Origin of the sequence: Streptomyces sp. NBC_01237 (genome assembly GCF_035917275.1) — a bacterium.
Lineage (GTDB): Bacteria > Actinomycetota > Actinomycetes > Streptomycetales > Streptomycetaceae > Streptomyces.
Genome location: NZ_CP108508.1, coordinates 1,801,990 through 1,820,311, shown reverse-complemented (window position 1 = coordinate 1,820,311; position 18,322 = coordinate 1,801,990). Strand labels below are relative to the sequence as shown.

Sequence of the window (18,322 nt, the reverse complement as noted above, 5' to 3'; positions counted from 1 at the left end):
CTCGGATGCGAGTGCTCACACAGGACGGGGGTCGTGTGCACGCATCGACGCAGCAGCGAGCGGCGGACCATCGGCCGTACTTCTTTCTGAGTTACGCACACACACCGGGGTACGGCGGTGGAACGGACCCCGATATGTGGGTCGAAAGGCTTTTTCAGGATCTGTGCGGCCATGTGATGGCCATGACCGATCTTCCCGCGGGCGCGCCCGCGGGGTTCATGGACCGGGAGATACGCTCCGGTGAGGGCTGGTCGGAACGGCTCGGCGGAGTGCTCGCCACCTGCCGGGTGTTCGTCCCCCTGTTCTCACCGCGCTACTTCGCCAGCGAGATGTGCGGCAAGGAGTGGTACGCGTTCGAACAGCGCGCCATCCATCACCGGGCCCGCTCGAACCAGCCGGCCGAAGCGATCGTACCGGCGCTCTGGGTTCCGGTGCCCCCCAGCCAACTGCCCGGATCGGCCGAGCGGTTGCAGTTCAATCACCGTGACTTCGGAGACCGCTACGTCAGCGACGGACTCTACGGGCTGATCAAACTCAGGCTGTTCCACCAGGACTACGAACGGGCCGTCTACGAACTGGCCAAGCGCATCGTCAGCGTCGCCGACACCGTGCGCATCGACACCGGACGACCGGTCGACTACCGCATCGCCCCCAGTGCCTTCGGCTCGCCCAGCAGCGGGGTGGGCGCCCCCCGCCCGATGCGGATCACCATCTGCGCTCCCACACGCCACGACCTCCCCGAAGGGCGGAACTCCGACTACTACGGAGACAACCCGCAGGAGTGGAACCCCTACCACCCGGCCGCCGCGAGACCGCTCGCCTATGTCGCCGAGGAGCTGGTGCGCTCGCTCAACTACCAGGCCGCCATCTCCTCGTTCGACGAGGAGTCCGGGCACCAGGAGGGCAAACAGCCGCCCAGTACCCCCGAGATCCTGCTCGTCGACCGCTGGGCCCTCCAGGACGAGGACCGGCGGCGTCGGCTCGCCGCCTTCGACGCCGAGAACCGGCCCTGGGTGACCATGGTCGTCCCGTGGAACCGCGACGACCACCAGAGCCGGGCGGCCGAGGCCGAACTGACCGAGAAACTCGAACAGACGATGCCGGCGAAAATGCGGCAGGGACGGGCCTTCTGCCGCGCCGCGGCCAAAGGAGTGCCGAGCATGGAGGCATTCGGGCAGGTCCTGCCCCAGGTGGTCGAGGTGGCCGCCCAGCAGTATCTGCGGCACGCGACGGCCTATCCGCCGGCCACCGGTGGAGGACACAGCGAACGGACGCGACTGATGGGGCCGATGGGCAACACCAGCTTCCTACCCGACCCGAACGACCCTGCGACGCAAGCGGAGGACGTATGACAGCCGGTCGTGACGGGCGCATCGTCACTTTCTACTCGTACAAGGGCGGAACGGGCCGCACGATGGCCCTGGCGAACACCGCCTGGATCCTCGCCGCCAACGGCAAACGGGTACTGGCCGTCGACTGGGACCTGGAGGCGCCCGGTCTCCACCGGTTCTTCCACCCCTTCCTCGACCCCTCCACCCTCGGTGCCACCACCGGTGTGATCGACCTGATCACCGAGTACGCGTGGGCCGCGACCAGCCCCGCCCAGCGGTCCGACGACTGGCACCGCGACTACGCCCGCATCCAGCCGCACGCGGTCTCCCTCACCCCCGAGGCGCTGGGCTGGGCATTCCCGCAGGGCGGCACCCTCGACTTCGTCTCCGCCGGACGGCAGAACCGCGAGTACTCCGCGACCGTCTCCACCTTCGACTGGGACAACTTCTACGACCGGCTCGGCGGCGGCCACTTCTTCGACGCCCTGCGCGAGGACATGAAGGCCAACTACGACTACGTCCTCATCGACAGCCGTACCGGGCTCAGCGACATCGCCGACATCTGCACCGTCCACCTCCCGGACGTGCTCGTCGACTGCTTCACCCTCAGCGACCAGTCCATCGACGGCGCGGCCTCCGTCGCCCGGCAGATCTCCGAGCGCTACACCGGCCGCCCCATCTCCATCTTCCCCGTCCCGATGCGCATCGACGAGGGCGAGAAGGAGAAGGCCGACGCCGGACGCGCACTCGCCCGGCTCAAGTTCGACCGGCTGCCGCGCGACCTGTCCGGTGACGAACTCACCGCCTACTGGGGCGCGGTGGAGATTCCGTACCGCCCCTACTACGCCTACGAGGAGACGCTCGCCACCTTCGGGGACGAGGCCGGGCTCACCAACTCGCTGCTCTCCGCCTTCGAACGGCTCACCACGGTCCTCACCGACCGGCAGATCACCTCCATGCCCCCGGTGGGTGAAGAGGTGCGCCTGCGGATCCGCGACGCCTTCACCCGGCGCAGGCCCGCACTGCCCGCCGACCTCTTCCTCAGCTATGTGGCGGAGAACCGGATGTGGGCCGACTGGATCGAATCCGTCCTCACCCGGGCCGGCTTCCGGGTCGTCCCGCGCGACGTCTCCGCCGAACGGGGCCCGCAGGAACCCGTCGCCGTCACCGCCGAGAACGCGGCCAGGACCGTCGTCCTGCTCTCCAGCGCCTACCTCAAGTCACAGCGCGCGGTGGGCGTGTGGGACAGAGCGGTCGCCGAGGACCCCGGCGGCGGCAGGCGCCAGCTGCTGCCCCTCAGGGTCGGGGACGTACGCCTCAGCGCGCCCTACATCGACCGCAACCCCGTCGACCTCTTCCGCCTCGACGAGGTGCACGCCACCTCGGCCCTGATGCGGGCCCTGGACCGGCCGGTGCAGCTGGTCGACGGGACGTCACCGGGGCCCCGCTTCCCCGGCACCGTGCCGAGGATCTGGAACGCGCCCCCGCGCAACCCCGGATTCACCGGCCGCTCCCTCGTCCTGGAGCGGATGCGCGACCAGCTCGGCGGCGGCATGGCCGTCGTCCTGCCGCAGCCGCAGACGCTGTACGGACTCGGCGGCGTCGGCAAGACCCAGGTGGCGCTGGAATACGTGCACCGGTTCATGGCCGACTACGACCTGGTGTGGTGGATATCGTCCGAGCAGACCGACGACGTGGTCGCCTCACTGGCCGAACTCGCCGTCCGGCTCGGTGCCCAGGGCGGCGAGGACATGGCTGCCGCCTCGCAGGAGGCCGTCGACCTGCTGCGGCGCGGAGTGCCCTCGGACCGCTGGCTGCTGGTCTTCGACAACGCCGACGACCCGGAACAGCTCCGCCGCTACTTCCCGCAGGGCGGCTCCGGCCACATCCTGGTGACCTCCAGGAACCAGACCTGGTCCCAGCACGGTGACGCGCTGCCCGTCGATGTCTTCCTGCGGGAGGAGTCCATCGAGCACCTCCAGCGGCGCGCCCCGGGCCTCGGCGACGACGACGCCGCCCAGGTGGCCACCGCCGTCGGTGACCTGCCGCTCGCCGTCGAGCAGGCGGCGGCCTGGATCGCGGAGACCGCCACTCCCATCGGCGCCTATCTGGAACAGCTCGCCCAGCAGGCACCCCAGGTGCTCGCGCTCAACCAGCCCGCCGGCTACCCGGAGCCGGTGGCCGCGACCTGGAACATCTCCATCGCCCGCCTGAAGGAGCGCTCGCCCGCGGCGGTGCGGCTGCTCCAGCTCTGTGCCTTCTTCGCTCCCGAGCCGATCTCCGCGAATCTCCTCTACAGCAAGGAGATGATCGAGGCGCTGAAGCCGTACGACTCCTCGCTCCAGGAGAAGCTGGTGCTGGGCCGGGTCATCCGGGAGATCGGCCGGTTCGCCCTCGCCAAGGTCGACCAGGTGTCCAACTCGATCCAGGTGCACCGCCTGGTGCAGGCGGTGATCAGGGCCCAGCTCAGCGAGGAGGAGCAGCGCGAGGCCCGGCATGTGGTGCACCGCATCCTGGCGGGCGCGCGGCCCGACGACGACGAGCCGATCGACAACCCGGAGACCTGGCAGACCTTCGCCACCATCTGGCCCCACCTCGGCCCGTCCGACGCGCGCAACTGCAAGGAGCCGGAGGCCCGCAGGCTCCTGATCGACCGGGTGCGCTACCTGTGGAAGCGCGGAGACGTCCGGACCGCGGCCACCCTCGGGGGCGAACTGCGCGAGACCTGGCTGGAGACGCTGGGGGAGCGGGATCTCCAGTACCTCTACCTCTGCTTCCACATCTCCAACATCCTGCGTACGCGCGGACGGTACGTGGAGGCGAAGGAGCTCGACGAGTTCACCCTCCAGCGGCAGCGGGAGGTACTGGGCCCGGAGCACCCGCACACGTACATGACCACCAGCAGCCTGGCCATCGACCTCGGGCTGCTCGGCGACTACACGCAGGCGATCGAGCTGGCGACCGACGCCCGCGACGGATTCAGCCAGATCTTCCACGACTCGCACCCCAGGACGCTGGCGGCGGCCAACAACCTGGCCCTGAACCTGCGGAGCGTCGGGCAGTACGCCAAGGCGCGCGAGATCGACCAGGACGTCTACGACCTGCGCTCCGACGTGCTCGGCCCGGAGCACCCGTACAGTCTCTCCTCCGCGATGAACCTGGCCCGTGACCTGCGCGAGGTCGGACGGTACGAGGACTCCGTGGGGCTGCTCAGCCGCACGTACGACAGTTTCAAGCACACGCTCGGCCGGAGTTTCCCCGCCACGCTCAGCGCCGCGAAGAGCCTGGCGGTGTCGCTGCGCAGAGCGGGCCGGCTGGAGGACGCCCACCGGCTGACGGTGGCCACCCGCGCCAGGTACCGGGCGAAGTACACGATCGCCAACCCCGATTCGCTGGCCTGCGACCTCAACCTGGCGGCGGACCTGTTCGCGGCGGGCGAGGCGGCCGAGGCCAGGGACACCGCCCAGGAGGTCGTCGACCAGTACATGAAGGTGCCGGGGGAGAAGCACCCGTACACCCTGGCGGCCCAGAACAATCTCGGCATCTATCTGTCGGGCACCGGGGAGGTGGACCAGTCGGAGAAGGTGCTGACGATGGTGGTCGCCTCGATGCGGGAGCGGTTCGGCCGCGAGCACCCCAACACCCTGTTCTGCGTGATGAATCTCGCCGGCACGACCGCGGACCGGGGGAATCTCGCACTGGTGCTGGAGACCGAGGAGCGCTTGACCACGCAGCTGCGGGAGGCCCTGGGGGCACATCACCCAGAGACCCTGGCCATGATCTCGAACAGGGCGGTCACCCTCGACGCGCTGGGCCGCGAGGACGAGGCGGTGCAACTGCGTGCGGAGGTGGTCGCGGAGCTGTCCCGGCAACTCGGGGACGACCATCCGCTGACCCGGATAGCCCGTGACGAGCGCCGGTTCCGGCGCGAACTGGAACCGCTCACGGTGTGAGCCGGACCGGGCCCGCCGCGGCGGGCCCGGCCGTGCTCACGCGTCCGTGCGCTCCCGGTCGTCCAGCAGCCAGTTGAGGATTCCGGGGAGCGCGGACAGTGCGTCGAAGTGTGCCGCCGCCGGTTCCAGTACGGCGGTGACCCCCGGGATCCGTCCGGCCAGCCAGCGGGTGTGGCCGACCGGGGTGAACACGTCCTTCTCCCCGTGCCAGAGCATCACGGGTCCGGTGATCGACGCCGGATCGAAGCCCCAGGGTCGGCAGAGGGCGATGGCGTCGTCGATCCATCCGTACGCCGAGGTGCGCAGCCCCTCGCGGTAGTTGCGCAGCAGCATCGAACGGATACCGGCGTCGTTGACCACCACCCGGTCGGAGTCGGTCAGCTCCCGGCGCAGATCGTCCAGGAGTCGGACGGGGTTCTGCCGGATCTCCGCCGAGCGGATGATGAAGGACTCCGCGAGCCCGTCCGGGTCGGCGGCAGCGGTGGAGTAGGCGAGCACATTGGACGCCGCCATCCCCTCGAACCAGTCGAGACCCTCCGCGTCCCAGGGGGCGAGGCCGACCAGGGCGGCGGTGCGGGTGACCCGGTCCGGCATCAGCGCCGCGCAGGCCAGGGCGTGCGGGGCGCCACCGGAGCGGCCCACGACGGCGAACCGCTCCAGCCCCAGCGAGTCGGCGATCGCCCGTACGTCCTCGACACCGTCGATCACCCGGCGGCCCGCGTGCCGGTCGGAACCGCCGTATCCCGGGCGGTCGTAGGCGATCAGCTGTGTGTGGCGCTGGTAGAGCACCATGCCGCGGGGAGCGGGGCCCAGCCTGCTGCCCGGCATTCCGTGGAGCAGGAAGACCGGTCTGCCGCGCGGATCACCCAGGCGCTCCACCATCAGATGCCGCCCGTCCGCCGCGCGCACCCGACTTCGCACCCGTGCCTCCTCCGCTCGGTTCCCCGGCCGGTCCGGGCACGGTGTGCCCGCGTGTGCTGCCTTTTCGATGATGACCCATCAGGGGCGCGACCGGGACTCCTCGCCGGAAGGAACCGTGAAGGTATTGAGCAGGGCATTCCGCGGGGGCCCCGGCCCGTATCCGCAGACGTTCGCTGGTTGTACGGGTGTTCGCACATGGAACGGCCGTTGCATCCCCTTCCCGTAGGTGAACGCGAAAGGGGCGAAGTGTCGGTGTCGTGTGTGCGTCCGGGCGTCGGTCTTGTGCGCTGTCCGGCGGCCTCGCCATAGTGGGCGGCCCCATCCTCCGTGTACGGGCACCCCACTTGTCCGTGCGCGGCCCCACAGGAGGTCGAAGTTGAAGCATCGACGCATATCCAGGAAGCGCGCGACGGTGACCGGGTCGGCCGTCGTCGCCCTGGTCGCAGCGGGAATGACGTTTCAGACTGCGAACGCCAGTGACGATGTGCCGCAGTTCTCCGCGCGGACGCTCACCGCGAACGCGGCCGGAAAGCTCGCCACCACCCTGGACAAGGACCTGGGCGGTGACACGGCCGGCGCGTACTACGACGCCGGGGCGAGGAGCCTCGTCGTGAACGTGGTCGACGAGGCCGCCGCCGAGCGGGTGCGCCAGGCGGGTGCCGAGGCCAGGGTCGTACGGAACTCCCTCGCCGAGCTGAAGTCCGCCCGCGCGACCCTCACCGACCGGGCCGCGGTGCCCGGTACCGCCTGGGCCGTCGACCCGGTGAGCAACAAGGTGGTCGTCACCGCCGACCGCACGGTCGACGGTGCGGCCTGGGACAAGGTCTCCGCGGTGGTCGCCGGGCTCGGCGAGAAGGCCGAACTGAGGAGGACCGCAGGAGAGTTCAAGCCCCTCATCGCGGGCGGCGACGCGATCTGGGGCTCCGGCTCCCGTTGTTCGCTCGGCTTCAACGTGGTCAAGGACGGCGCTCCGTACTTCCTGACCGCCGGGCACTGCACCGAGGCCGTCACCAGCTGGTCGGACTCGCAGGGCGGCGCGGAGATCGGGGCGAACGAGGGCTCCAGCTTCCCGGACAACGACTACGGCCTGGTCAAGTACACCTCGGAGGTGGAGCACCCGAGCGAGGTCGACCTCTACGACGGGACGACCCAGCCGATCACCCGGGCGGGCGAGGCGACGGTCGGCATGTCGGTGACCCGCAGCGGTTCCACCACCCAGGTGCACGACGGCGAGGTCACCGCCGTGGACGCCACGGTCAACTACGGCAACGGTGACATCGTCAACGGTCTCATCCAGACGACGGTCTGCGCCGAACCGGGCGACAGCGGCGGCTCGCTCTTCTCGGGTGACACCGCGATCGGTCTGACCTCGGGCGGCAGCGGCGACTGCTCCTCGGGCGGGGAGACCTTCTTCCAGCCGGTACCGGAGGCGCTGGCCGCCTTCGGGGCCGAGATCGGCTGACCGGTCCCGGCGGAACAATGCGCAGGAGCGCGCGATAGCGCGGGACGACGCGGAACAACGCGGAACACCGAGGCCCCCGGCTGAGCCGGGGGCCTTTCCGGCGTGTCTCGGACCCCGGGTCCGGGGAGCCGCGCGATTATTTGTGAAATCTTTCACAAGGCAGGGTAGGGCTTTGGTCCTTTGATGTCTTCGCAGGTGGGAGCAGGTGCGCCGGGAGAATGGTGCACCCGGTGAAGGACTTTGGGCCCTGCGTTCGGGGCCTTTGGCGACAGCCTCCGAGTGATCATCGGTGTCGAATGGAAGGGCGGAGGAACACAGACTCGATGAAGGAGTTCCTGCCATGAAGGCCGATGAGATGGTGGACGGAATGGTCCAGAGGGCCCTGAACGCGCTGGACGCCTATGGGGCGTTCACGCAGGAACAGGTCGACCACATCGTCAAGAGGGCATCGCTCGCGGCACTCGCCCGGCACGGCGAGCTCGCGCGGATGGCGGTCGAGGAGACCGGGCGCGGGATCTTCGAGGACAAGGCCGTCAAGAACCTGTTCGCCTGCGAGCACGTCACGCATTCGATGGAAGGGCTGAAGACCGTCGGGGTCATCAGCCGCGACGAGGTGAACGGCATCACCGAAATCGCCGAACCGGTCGGGGTCGTCTGCGCGATGACCCCGGTGACCAACCCGACCTCCACCACCGTCTTCAAGGCGCTGATCGCGCTGAAGACCCGTAATCCGATCGTCTTCGCCTTCCATCCCTCCGCGCAGCGGTGCTCGGCCGAGGCCGCCAGGACGGTCCGCGACGCGGCGGTCGCGGCCGGCGCGCCCGAGGACTGCGTGCAGTGGATCGAGGAACCCTCGATGGAGGCGACGGGCCTCCTGATGAACCACGACGGCGTCTCCACCATCCTGGCGACGGGCGGGAACGCCATGGTCAAGGCCGCCTATTCGTGCGGCAAGCCCGCCATCGGTGTCGGCGCGGGAAACGTGCCCGCCTATGTCACCGCAAGCGGCCGGCTCCGGCGCGCGGTGCATGACATCGTGCTCTCGAAGTCCTTCGACCACGGGATGATCTGCGCCTCCGAGCAGGCCGTCATTCTCGACCACGAGGTGTACGACCAGGGCCTCGCGGAATTCGAGCGCCTGGGCGCGTATGTCGTCACCGCCGCCGAGAAGACCAAGCTGGAGGAGTTCGTCTTCGGCACCACGGCCTTCGCCGCCAACTGCTCCGGCGCGAAGCTGAACGCGGACGTCGTCGGGAGGTCGCCGCAGTGGATCGCCGAACAGGCCGGATTCCAGGTCCCCGACAACACCTCGCTGCTCATCGCCGAATGCGCGGAGGTGGGCGAAGGCGAACCGCTCACCCGGGAGAAGCTCTCCCCGGTGCTGGCCGCCCTGAAGGCCGACTCCACCGAGCACGGACTCGGACTCGCCGCCCGGATGGTCGAGTTCCACGGGCTGGGACACAGCGCGGCCATCCACACCGAGGACGAGGAGCTGGCCGAGGAGTTCGGCAGGCGCGTCAAGGCGGTCCGGATCATCGTCAACGCCCCCTCGACCTTCGGCGGCATCGGCGACGTCTACAACGCCTTCCTGCCCTCCCTCACCCTCGGCTGCGGCAGCTACGGGCACAACTCGGTCTCCGACAACGTCTCCGCGGTCAACCTCGTCAACATCAAGCGGATCGGACGGCGCAACAACAACATGCAGTGGTTCAAGGTGCCGCCGAAGATCTACTTCGAGCGCAACGCGCTGCGCCACCTCGCCGAGATGGACGGTCTGAGCCGGGTCACCGTCGTCACCGACAAGACCATGGGCAGGCTGGGCTACGTACAGAAGGTCATCGACATCCTGCACTCCCGTCCGGGCGCCGGGGTGACCCTCCAGGTGATCGACCAGGTCGAGCCCAACCCGGAGCTGGAGACCGTACGGGCCGGGGCGGCGCTGATGCGCGACTTCGAACCGGACACGATCATCGCGCTCGGCGGAGGCTCCGCGATGGACGCGGCGAAGATCATGTGGCTGATGTACGAGCACCCCGAGGTCGAGTTCGCGGACACCAAGGAGAAGTTCTTCGACATCCGCAAGCGCGCCTACACCTTCCCCTCGCTGGGCGAGAAGGCGCAGCTCGTCGCCGTCCCGACCACCTCGGGCACCGGCAGTGAGGTCACCCCGTTCGCGGTGATCTCCGACCCGGCGGCGGCGCAGAAGTACCCGCTCGCCGACTACGCCCTCACCCCGAACGTCGCCATCGTCGACCCGGTGCTGCCGATGGGGCTGCCGCCGAACGTCACCGCGGACTCCGGGTTCGACGCGCTGACCCACGCCACCGAGGCGTACGTCTCCGTCTACGCCAACGACTACACCGACGGGCTCTGCCTCCAGGCCATCAAGCTGATCTTCGGGAACCTGGAGCGGTGCGTGGTGGACGGGGCGCGGGACCCCGAGGCGCGGGAGAAGATGCACAACGCGTCGACCGTCGCCGGGATGGCCTTCGCCAACGCCTTCCTCGGCCTGGTGCACGCCATGGCCCACACCCTGGGCAACACCTTCCACGTCCCGCACGGCCGCACCAACGCGCTGCTCCTGCCGCATGTCATCCGGCACAACGGCCAGGTCACCGGCAAGGCCACCCCGTGGCCGAAGGCCGAGGTCTACCGGGCCCCGGAGCGGTTCCAGGAGATCGCCGGGATGCTGGGGCTGCCCGCGTCGACCCCGGCCGAGGGCGTGGAGTCCTACGCGCGGGCCGTCGAGGAACTGCGCGCCAAGTGCGGGATCCCGGCGTCCTTCGCCGAGGAGGGCGTCGACGAGACGGCGTTCATCGAGGCGCTGCCCCAGCAGGCGATGAACGCGTACGCCGACCAGTGCGCCCCCGCCAACCCGCGGATGCCGATGATCGACGACATGGTCCGGCTGATGCGGCGGGCGTACTACGGCAGCTGAGCGGAGACCCGCGTACCCCGTCCGGATGCCCGGTGCCGAACAGGCGCCGGGCATCCGGACGTTCGGATTTCCGGCCATCCGGGCGCCCTGCTGTCCGGGGCGAAACTCGTGAAGAGTGGTGGTATTCGGCACAACTCATGTGCATATCCAGCCTTTCTGTGCACATAAGGTGTGCGCTCCGGCCGCATCGGCACATGCTCATCGCGTCGGCGCCCGAGGGGCGGGCGCCGCGTCACCCGCAGGGGGAAGTGCGATGAGACGTGGACGTCGTCCGGCCGGAGGGATCGTGGTGGCTGCCGTCGCCGCGGCGTTGGTGACGGGAGCGGTGCCGGCCTCGGCCGCCGGTGCGGCAGAGGCGGCGATGCCGGGGTTCCTGGAGCCGTCGGACATGCCGCCGGATCCCTTCTCGGCGTGGTACTGGTCGTCCGGTCCCTCCGAGGGGCCGTACCAGGCGATCTGCGCGGAGGCGCTCGTTCTGCCCGAGGGGGATGTCTGGAACGCCACCTACGGCACCCCGGAGACGGCCGGGGGCTCGCAGGTGTCCGTGGTCTTCCCCACCGAGGCCGCGGCCGCCGGATTCGGCGCCCAGGCCGAGGCGTCGATCGCGGGCTGCGAGGCGCGTATGGAGCAGGAGCAGCCGAGCCGTCCCGTGACGTTCTGGGACCACGGCGCGGTCGCCGCCGAGGAGGGCGCCCATGTCTACGGCATCGGCTTCCAGGGCGGCTGGGGGTATCAGAACCAGCTGGTCTCGGTGGGCCGCGACGGCGACACCGTGACGATCGTCAGCTGGGAGAGCAACTGGGGCGACCCGCCCGTCGCCGCCTTCAAGGAGACCACCCGGGTGGCCGTGAACAAGCTCAGGTGAGGGTCGACCCGCCCGGTGCCGCCGCCGTGGGCGCCGGGCCGGGCGGGGCCGCCTCCGGCTTGTGCCGCATCGACAGCAGCAGGGTGAAGACCGTACCCACGACCGCCCAGGCGGAGAGCACCAGCAGCGGTCCGGTGATCGCGTTGCCCTTGAAGTACGCGATCGAGCGGGCCACCCAGGTGCCCGCGCCCGGTGGCAGGGCGGGGCCGATCGCCCGCCAGAAGTCCGGCAGCATCGGCAGCGGGAAGGCGCCGCCCGCGCTCGGGTTGCCCGCGATGACGATGATCAGGACGGCCAGGCCGATGCCGACGATGCCGGTCAGCGCCTCCAGGGCGAGCGTGATCATGCCGACCGCGAAGACGACCAGCGCGCCCAGGCCGGCCAGGCCCCACACGCTGCCGGGCAGGGCGCCGAGGATCGGTCCGATGATGATCGCGCCGCCGATCCCGCCCGCGATCGAGTACAGCGCCATGACGCCGGTCCGGATCACCGCGCGCTGCCGGTTGGCGGGCTTGGAGCCGGCGCTGATCGCCAGGATCGAGGCGCAGAGGTAGCCGCCCACGCACCAGCCCACGACGAGGTAGAACGACGAGAGCCCGTCGAAGTCCTCGCGGGAGGCGGGGGCCACGTCCACGGTGCGCACGGTCCGGCGCTGGGTGGCCTCGACCCCGGTGAGGATCTTCTCCAGGGAGGAGGCCAGGACGGTGCCGCCGCCGGAGGCGACCAGCAGGGTGTCGGTCCTTCCCGCCGGGTCGACGATCAGGGCGCCGTCGATGTCGCGGTTCAGGATCTGCTCGCGGGCCTCGGCGGCGTCGCCGACCTCGCGGGGGTCCAGGGGGCCGCCGGGCAGCTCGTCCAGCTGGGTGACGAGTCGCTGGGACACCTGCTGGGGGGCCACGACCCCGAACGCGACATCGGTCGGCTTCGGCTTGTGCAGCGCCCCGACGTAGGACGCGATGAACAGCAGCTGCAGCCCGAGCACCCCGATGACGAGCAGGGCGGCCCGTGGAGTGACGGCGTTCTTCACCTCGTCGACGAAAGTCATGCCCCCACGGTCCGGGCGGCCCGTTGTTTACGCAGGTGGGGCAGGGCCGAATGGCTGACGGAACGGTCGGAGGGGTGCCTCGCCCCTCGGTTATCGCACGAGTGTTCGAACTTGGTCTATGGTGGAGAGCCAGGGGGTGGTGAGTACAGAGCGGATCGGTCCAGGAGGTGCGGATGCCCGGGTTCACGCATCTGCGCACCGTTTCCGGGTTCTCCCTGCGGTACGGGGCCTCGCACCCGGAGCGGCTGGCCGGGCGTGCCGCGGAGCGGGGGATGGACGCCCTCGCGCTGACCGACCGCGACACCCTCGCGGGCACGGTCCGTTTCGCCAGGGCCTGCGAGAAGGCCGGGATCCGGCCGCTCTTCGGGGCGGACCTCGCGGTGGCGCGGCGTACGAGGGAAGAGGGTCGTACGCATCGGCTCCGCGCGCCCGTCCGCGGTGGTGCCTTTGTCGATGAATCCGCACCCCGGGTCACCTTTCTCGCCCGTGACGGCGCCCGCGGCTGGGCGGAGCTGTGCCGGCTCGTCACCGCCGCCCATGCCGTACCCGCGGACCCGTCCGCCGCGGGCGGGCCGCCCCTGGTGGACTGGCCCGCGCTGCCCGCCGAAGGGCTCACCGTGCTGCTCGGGCCCGCCTCCGAGGTGGGCAGGGCGCTGGCCGCGGGCCGCCCCGACCGGGCCGCCGCGCTGCTCGCGCCCTGGCGGGAGATGTACGGCGACGACCTGCGCCTCGAAGCCGTCCACCACGGACGCGAGGGCACCGGACCCGGATCGCTGCGGCTCGCCGCCCGTACCGTCGGCTTCGCCGCCGAACAAGGGGTGCGGGCCGTGCTGACCAACGCCGTCCGGTACGCCGACCGCGAGCAGGGCCCGGTCGCCGATGTGCTCGACTCGGCCCGCAGGCTCGTTCCCGTCGACCCGCGCCGCTCGCCCCTCGACAGTGGTGAGCGCTGGCTCAAGGACGCCCGCGCGATGGCGGAGACCGCCGGGCGGATCACCGCCGCCGCCGGTCTCGGCCCCGACGCCGGGGCGCGACTGCTGGCGGAGACCCGGCGCACCGCCGACGCCTGTCTCGTCGACCCCGAGGACGACCTCGGTCTCGGCGCCGTCCACTTCCCCGAACCGCGTCTCGTCGGAGCCGGGCGGCGCACCGCCCAGCGGGTGCTGGCCTCCCGGGCCGCCGCGGGCATGGTGCTGCGCGGGTACGACCGCAGGCGCGACCACTGGGAGCGGATGCATCACGAACTGGACATCATCGCCCACCACGGCTTCGCCTCGTACTTCCTCACGGTCGCCCAAGTCGTCGACGACGTACGGGACATGGGGGTCCGGGTCGCCGCCCGTGGCTCCGGGGCGGGCTCCCTGGTCAACCATCTCCTCGGGATCGCGCACGCCGACCCGGTCGAGCACGGGCTGCTGATGGAGCGCTTCCTGTCCAAGCGGCGCTTCGTGCTGCCCGACATCGACATCGACGTCGAGTCGGCCCGCCGCCTGGACGTCTACCGCAGGATCATCGGGCGCTTCGGTGCCGAGCGGGTCGCCACCGTCGCCATGCCCGAGACCTACCGGGTGCGCCACGCGATCCGGGACGTCGGGGCCGCGCTCTCCATGGACCCGGCCGAGACCGACCGGCTCGCCAAGGCGTTCCCGCACATCCGGGCCCGCGACGCCCGCGCCGCCATGGAGGAACTGCCCGAACTGAAGGAGGTGGCCCGGCACAAGGAGAGGTACGGCCGGCTCTGGGAACTGGTGGAGGCGCTGGACGCGCTGCCCCGCGGCATCGCCATGCACCCGTGCGGGGTGCTGCTCTCGGACGCCACGCTGCTGAGCCGTACCCCGGTCATGCCCACCAGCGGCGAGGGCTTCCCGATGGCGCAGTTCGACAAGGAGGACGTGGAGCACCTCGGGCTGCTCAAGCTCGATGTGCTGGGCGTACGGATGCAGTCGGCGATGGCGCACGCGGTCACGGAGGTGAAGCGGGCCTCGGGGGAGGAGGTGGACCTCGATGCCGTACCGCCCGGCGACCCGGAGACGTACCGGCTGATCAGGACCGCCGAGACGCTGGGCTGCTTCCAGATCGAATCGCCGGGCCAGCGCGATCTGGTCGGCAGGCTCCAGCCCGCCACCTTCCACGACCTGGTCGTCGACATCTCGCTGTTCCGGCCCGGACCGGTCGCCGCCGACATGGTGCGGCCGTTCATCGAGGCCCGGCACGGCAGGGCGCCCGTCCGCTACCCGCATCCCGACCTGGAAGGGCCGCTGCGGGACACCTACGGGGTGGTCGTCTTCCACGAACAGATCATCGAGATGGTCGACATCATGACCGGCTGCGGCCGGGGCGAGGCCGACCGGGTGCGGCGCGGGCTCTCCGACCCCGAGTCGCAGGGCCGGATCAGGATCTGGTTCGCGCGGCAGGCGGCGGCGAAGGGGTACGGCGTCGAGGTGATCGCCCGTACCTGGGAGATCATCGAGGCGTTCGGCAGTTACGGCTTCTGCAAGGCGCACGCGGTCGCCTTCGCCGTACCGACGTACCAGTCGGCCTGGCTCAAGGCGCACCATCCGGCGGCCTTCTACGCCGGGCTGCTCACCCACGACCCGGGGATGTATCCGAAGCGGCTGCTGCTCGCGGACGCGCGGCGGCGCGGAGTGCCGGTACTGCCGCTGGACGTCAACCGGTCGGCTGCCGCTCACCGAATCGAACTGGTGTCCGGTGAGGAGGGTGGTGCCGGGAAGTGGGGGCTGCGGCTGGCGCTCCCGGACGTCCACGGCATCAGCGAGGCGGAGGTCGCCCGGATCGAGGCCGGGCAGCCGTACACCTCGCTGCTGGACTTCTGGCAGCGTGCCCGGCCGGGCCGGCCGGTGGCCGAACGGCTTGCCCAGGTGGGCGCGTTGGACGCCTTCGGCGCCAACCGCCGCGATCTGCTGCTGCACCTCTCCGAACTCCACCGCGCCCGGCGGAGCGCCGGACCGGGCACCCACGGGGCCCAGCTCCCGCTGGGGGAGGGCCGGAAGTCCGGCTCCATCGGTCTGCCGGACCTCAATGACGCGGAGCGGCTCAGCGCCGAGCTCGGTGTGCTGAGCATGGATGTCTCGCGCCATCTGATGGGGGACCACCATGCCTTCCTGGAGGAGCTGGGCGCGGTCTCCGCCAAGCGGCTGCGGGAGGCACGGCACGGGGAGACGGTGCTGGTCGCGGGCGCCAAGGCGGCCACCCAGACCCCGCCGGTCCGCTCCGGGCGCCGGGTCATCTTCACCACCCTGGACGACGGCACCGGCCTGGTGGACCTGGCCTTCTTCGACGACAGCCACGCGGCCTGCGCGCACACGGTCTTCCACTCCTGGCTGCTGCTGGTGCGCGGTGTGGTGCAACGGCGTGGCCCGCGGAGCCTGAGCGTGGTCGGTGCCGCGGCCTGGAACCTGGCGGAACTGGCGGAGCTGCGCCGCACCGGCGGACTCGACGCGGTCGCGGCCCGGCTGGCGGAGGTGCCGGACGAGGACACCGCTTCGGAGGAGGCGGCCCCCGGGGGCGCCGGCGGCCGGCGTATCCAGCTGTCCACCGGCTACGAGATGAATCCCTGGTCCGACCTCCAGCCGCCCGGCGAAGGGGCCCCCACCGGAAGGAAGTTGTGGCACCGGAGCCCCGGGAGCGCGGGATGAGTGACCGGGAGACGGTTCTGTGCCTGCGCTTTCGCCGGATCGGCGGCGGGCCGGTGGACAGCGCCGGTTACGAGGGGATGCTCGCCCTCCTCGGCGCGTTCACCCCGGTCGTCGAGGCCGCACCGCCCGACGGGGCGCTCGCCGATGTGAGCGGCGCGCTGCGCTACTTCGGGCAGGACGCGGCGGGCCTGGCCGCGGTGATCCGGGTCCGGGCGCTCGCCCTGCACGGCGTGGAATGCGCGATCGGGGCGGCCCGCACCCCCATGCCGGCCCGGATGGCGGCGCGGCGGGCGGCGCCCGGCGCGACCTTCGTGGTGCCCGGCGGCCAGGAGGCCGCGTTCCTCGCGCCCCTGCCGGCCGCCGCGCTGGAGGGGGTCGGGGCGGCGACGGCACGCACCCTGTGCGGATACGGGCTCGACTCCGTCGGCCGGATCGCCGCGGCGCCGCTCGCCACCCTGCAGCGGATCACCGGGGTGCGGACCGGCCGTGAGCTGTGGGAGCGGGCGAACGGCATCGACCGCACCCGGGTCCTGCCGAACGCCGCCGCCCGGTCCATCGCCGCCGAACGTTCCTTCCCGCACGACGAACTGGACCGGGAACGGCACCGCCGCGCGCTCCTCTCGCTCACCGAGGAGCTCGGCGCCCGGCTGCGCGCCGAGGGGCAGGTGTGCCGTGCGCTCGCGGTCTCCGTGCGGTACGCCGACCGGACCGGCTACGCGACGCTGACCCGCAGCCGTACGCTCCGGGAGCCCACCGCCCACTCGGCGGCGCTCACCGCGCTCGCGTACCGGATCCAGGACTCGCTCGGCCTGCAACGGGCCCGGGTCCGGGGGATCGCGCTGCGGGCCGAGGGGCTCGGCGACGCGGAAAGGGCGTCCTGTCAGCTCAGCCTCGATCCGGCGGACGAGCGGGCGCGCCGGATCGAGGAGGTGTCGGACCGGCTGCGGGCGAAGTTCGGGCCGCAGGCGGTGAAGCCGGGGCGGCTCGCCGCCTGACGTGCCGTGATGTCCGCCCGGTGCGGCCCGCGGTGGTGCGGCAGCAGTTTTTACCGACGCGTAACTTCCCTCTCGACCTTACTCGTGCGTAATTTGGCATGAGCACGAAAAAAAGAGAGACCGAAGGAAGAGCGACAGAAGACTTGTGGTCCGGGCCGCAGGGCGCACCGACATCCCCACTCCCTCGAGCCGCAAGGAGACCACACGATGCTGCCCCGGACACGTGCGTCGCGCACCCCTCGTGCGCGCAGGACACTCGCCGCACTGCTCCTCGCCGTCGCGGCCCTCGCCACCCCCACGGCGACCGCCGCCGCGGCCACCCCCGCCGCCTCCACGGTCGCCGCGGAGGCCGCCACCTCCCGTGGCTGGAACGACTACTCCTGCAAGCCCTCCGCCGCCCACCCCCGTCCGGTCGTCCTGGTCCACGGAACCTTCGGGAACTCGATCGACAACTGGCTCGTCCTCGCCCCCTACCTCGTCAACCGGGGCTACTGCGTCTACTCGCTCGACTACGGCCAGCTCCCCGGCGTGCCGTTCTTCAACGGACTCGGCCCCATCGACAAGTCCGCCGGACAGCTCGACACGTTCGTCGACAAGGTGCTCGCCGCCACCGGAGCGCCCAAGGCCGACCTGGTCGGCCACTCGCAGGGCGGCATGATGCCGAACTACTACCTGAAGTTCCTCGGCGGCGCCGGCAAGGTGAACGCCCTCATCGGGATCGCCCCCGACAACCACGGCACCACGCTCCTGGGGCTGACCAAGCTGCTGCCGTACTTCCCCGGCGCCGAGGACCTGCTCACCGCGAAGACCCCCGGCCTCGCCGACCAGATCGCGGGCTCGCCGTTCATCACCAAGCTCAACGCGGGCGGGGACACCGTGCCGGGCGTCCGCTACACCGTCATCGCGACCAGGTACGACGAGGTCGTCACCCCGTACCGCACGCAGTACCTCGACGGCCCGAACGTACGCAACGTCCTGCTCCAGGACCTGTGCCCGGTCGACCTGTCCGAGCACGTGGCGATCGGGACCATCGACCGGATCGCCTTCCACGAGGTCGCGAACGCCCTCGACCCGGCGCGCGCCACCCCGACGACCTGCGCCTCGGTGGTCGGCTGACCCGGAGGCCGCACCGGTCATCACACCGAGGGACCGCTGC

Annotated in this window: 10 protein-coding genes; 8 read left to right on the top strand and 2 right to left on the bottom strand. The window is 71.0% G+C overall.

Features of this window, described 5'->3' with window-relative positions; genetic code table 11:
* Positions 1 to 5 precede the first annotated feature (5 nt).
* Together fsxC and fxsT are read left to right on the top strand one after the other, a co-directional pair.
* On the top strand, positions 6 to 1,352 hold the full coding sequence (gene fsxC / locus OG251_RS08060; RefSeq protein ID WP_326676507.1) for an FxsC protein: 1,347 nt from the start codon (positions 6 to 8) through the stop codon (positions 1,350 to 1,352).
* On the top strand, positions 1,349 to 5,284 hold the full coding sequence (fxsT, locus tag OG251_RS08055; protein ID WP_326676506.1) for an FxSxx-COOH system tetratricopeptide repeat protein: 3,936 nt from the start codon (positions 1,349 to 1,351) through the stop codon (positions 5,282 to 5,284). Before fsxC ends, fxsT begins: the two co-directional genes overlap by 4 nt.
* Positions 5,285 to 5,320: 36 nt before the next feature.
* Here fxsT and OG251_RS08050 read toward each other — a convergent pair whose 3' ends face one another.
* Positions 5,321 to 6,205 carry an alpha/beta fold hydrolase gene (locus OG251_RS08050; protein WP_326676505.1) on the bottom strand — a complete coding sequence of 295 codons (885 nt, stop codon included), beginning with the start codon at positions 6,203 to 6,205 and terminating at the stop codon, positions 5,321 to 5,323.
* Between the two features lie 376 nt (positions 6,206 to 6,581).
* Here OG251_RS08050 and OG251_RS08045 point away from each other — a divergent pair, with 376 nt between their 5' ends.
* The 3 genes from OG251_RS08045 to OG251_RS08035 all read left to right on the top strand — a co-directional run bounded on the left by OG251_RS08045 (position 6,582) and on the right by OG251_RS08035 (position 11,470).
* A complete protein-coding gene (locus OG251_RS08045) occupies positions 6,582 to 7,667 on the top strand; it encodes a S1 family peptidase (protein ID WP_326676504.1) in 1,086 nt (361 codons plus the stop codon).
* Between the two features lie 340 nt (positions 7,668 to 8,007).
* Positions 8,008 to 10,605 carry a bifunctional acetaldehyde-CoA/alcohol dehydrogenase gene (gene adhE / locus OG251_RS08040; RefSeq protein WP_326676503.1) on the top strand — a complete coding sequence of 866 codons (2,598 nt, stop codon included), beginning with the start codon at positions 8,008 to 8,010 and terminating at the stop codon, positions 10,603 to 10,605.
* A 253-nt stretch (positions 10,606 to 10,858) separates the two neighbouring features.
* Complete coding sequence (locus tag OG251_RS08035; RefSeq protein WP_326676502.1) at positions 10,859 to 11,470, top strand: hypothetical protein; 612 nt, start codon at positions 10,859 to 10,861, stop codon at positions 11,468 to 11,470.
* Here the strand turns inward: OG251_RS08035 and OG251_RS08030 are convergent.
* Positions 11,463 to 12,515 carry a DUF3533 domain-containing protein gene (locus OG251_RS08030; RefSeq protein WP_326676501.1) on the bottom strand — a complete coding sequence of 351 codons (1,053 nt, stop codon included), beginning with the start codon at positions 12,513 to 12,515 and terminating at the stop codon, positions 11,463 to 11,465. The genes OG251_RS08035 and OG251_RS08030 overlap by 8 nt on opposite strands.
* Before the next feature lie 173 nt (positions 12,516 to 12,688).
* On the opposite strand from OG251_RS08030, the gene OG251_RS08025 reads away from it, so the two are divergent.
* From OG251_RS08025 to OG251_RS08015, 3 genes are all read left to right on the top strand, one after another.
* Entirely contained in the window at positions 12,689 to 16,171 is a 3,483-nt protein-coding gene (locus OG251_RS08025; RefSeq protein WP_326676500.1) for a DNA polymerase III subunit alpha, read from the top strand.
* The gene (locus tag OG251_RS08020) at positions 16,168 to 17,166 is read left to right on the top strand and encodes a DNA polymerase Y family protein (protein WP_326676499.1); all 999 of its coding nucleotides are present in this window, start codon (positions 16,168 to 16,170) and stop codon (positions 17,164 to 17,166) included. Before OG251_RS08025 ends, OG251_RS08020 begins: the two co-directional genes overlap by 4 nt.
* Positions 17,167 to 17,373: 207 nt before the next feature.
* Positions 17,374 to 18,282 (top strand): esterase/lipase family protein, encoded by a 909-nt coding sequence (locus tag OG251_RS08015; protein WP_326676498.1) that lies wholly within the window; start codon positions 17,374 to 17,376, stop codon positions 18,280 to 18,282.
* Positions 18,283 to 18,322: the final 40 nt, after the last annotated feature.

What these genes read in the sequence shown, in the direction of transcription:
- fsxC (WP_326676507.1), top strand. Translation starts at nt 6, where the DNA reads ATGCGAGTGCTCACACAGGACGGGGGTCGTGTGCACGCATCGACGCAG.
- fxsT (WP_326676506.1), top strand. Translation starts at nt 1,349, where the DNA reads ATGACAGCCGGTCGTGACGGGCGCATCGTCACTTTCTACTCGTACAAG.
- adhE (WP_326676503.1), top strand. Translation starts at nt 8,008, where the DNA reads ATGAAGGCCGATGAGATGGTGGACGGAATGGTCCAGAGGGCCCTGAAC.
- OG251_RS08035 (WP_326676502.1), top strand. Translation starts at nt 10,859, where the DNA reads ATGAGACGTGGACGTCGTCCGGCCGGAGGGATCGTGGTGGCTGCCGTC.
- OG251_RS08030 (WP_326676501.1), bottom strand. Translation starts at nt 12,515, where the DNA reads ATGACTTTCGTCGACGAGGTGAAGAACGCCGTCACTCCACGGGCCGCC.
- OG251_RS08025 (WP_326676500.1), top strand. Translation starts at nt 12,689, where the DNA reads ATGCCCGGGTTCACGCATCTGCGCACCGTTTCCGGGTTCTCCCTGCGG.
- OG251_RS08020 (WP_326676499.1), top strand. Translation starts at nt 16,168, where the DNA reads ATGAGTGACCGGGAGACGGTTCTGTGCCTGCGCTTTCGCCGGATCGGC.
- OG251_RS08015 (WP_326676498.1), top strand. Translation starts at nt 17,374, where the DNA reads ATGCTGCCCCGGACACGTGCGTCGCGCACCCCTCGTGCGCGCAGGACA.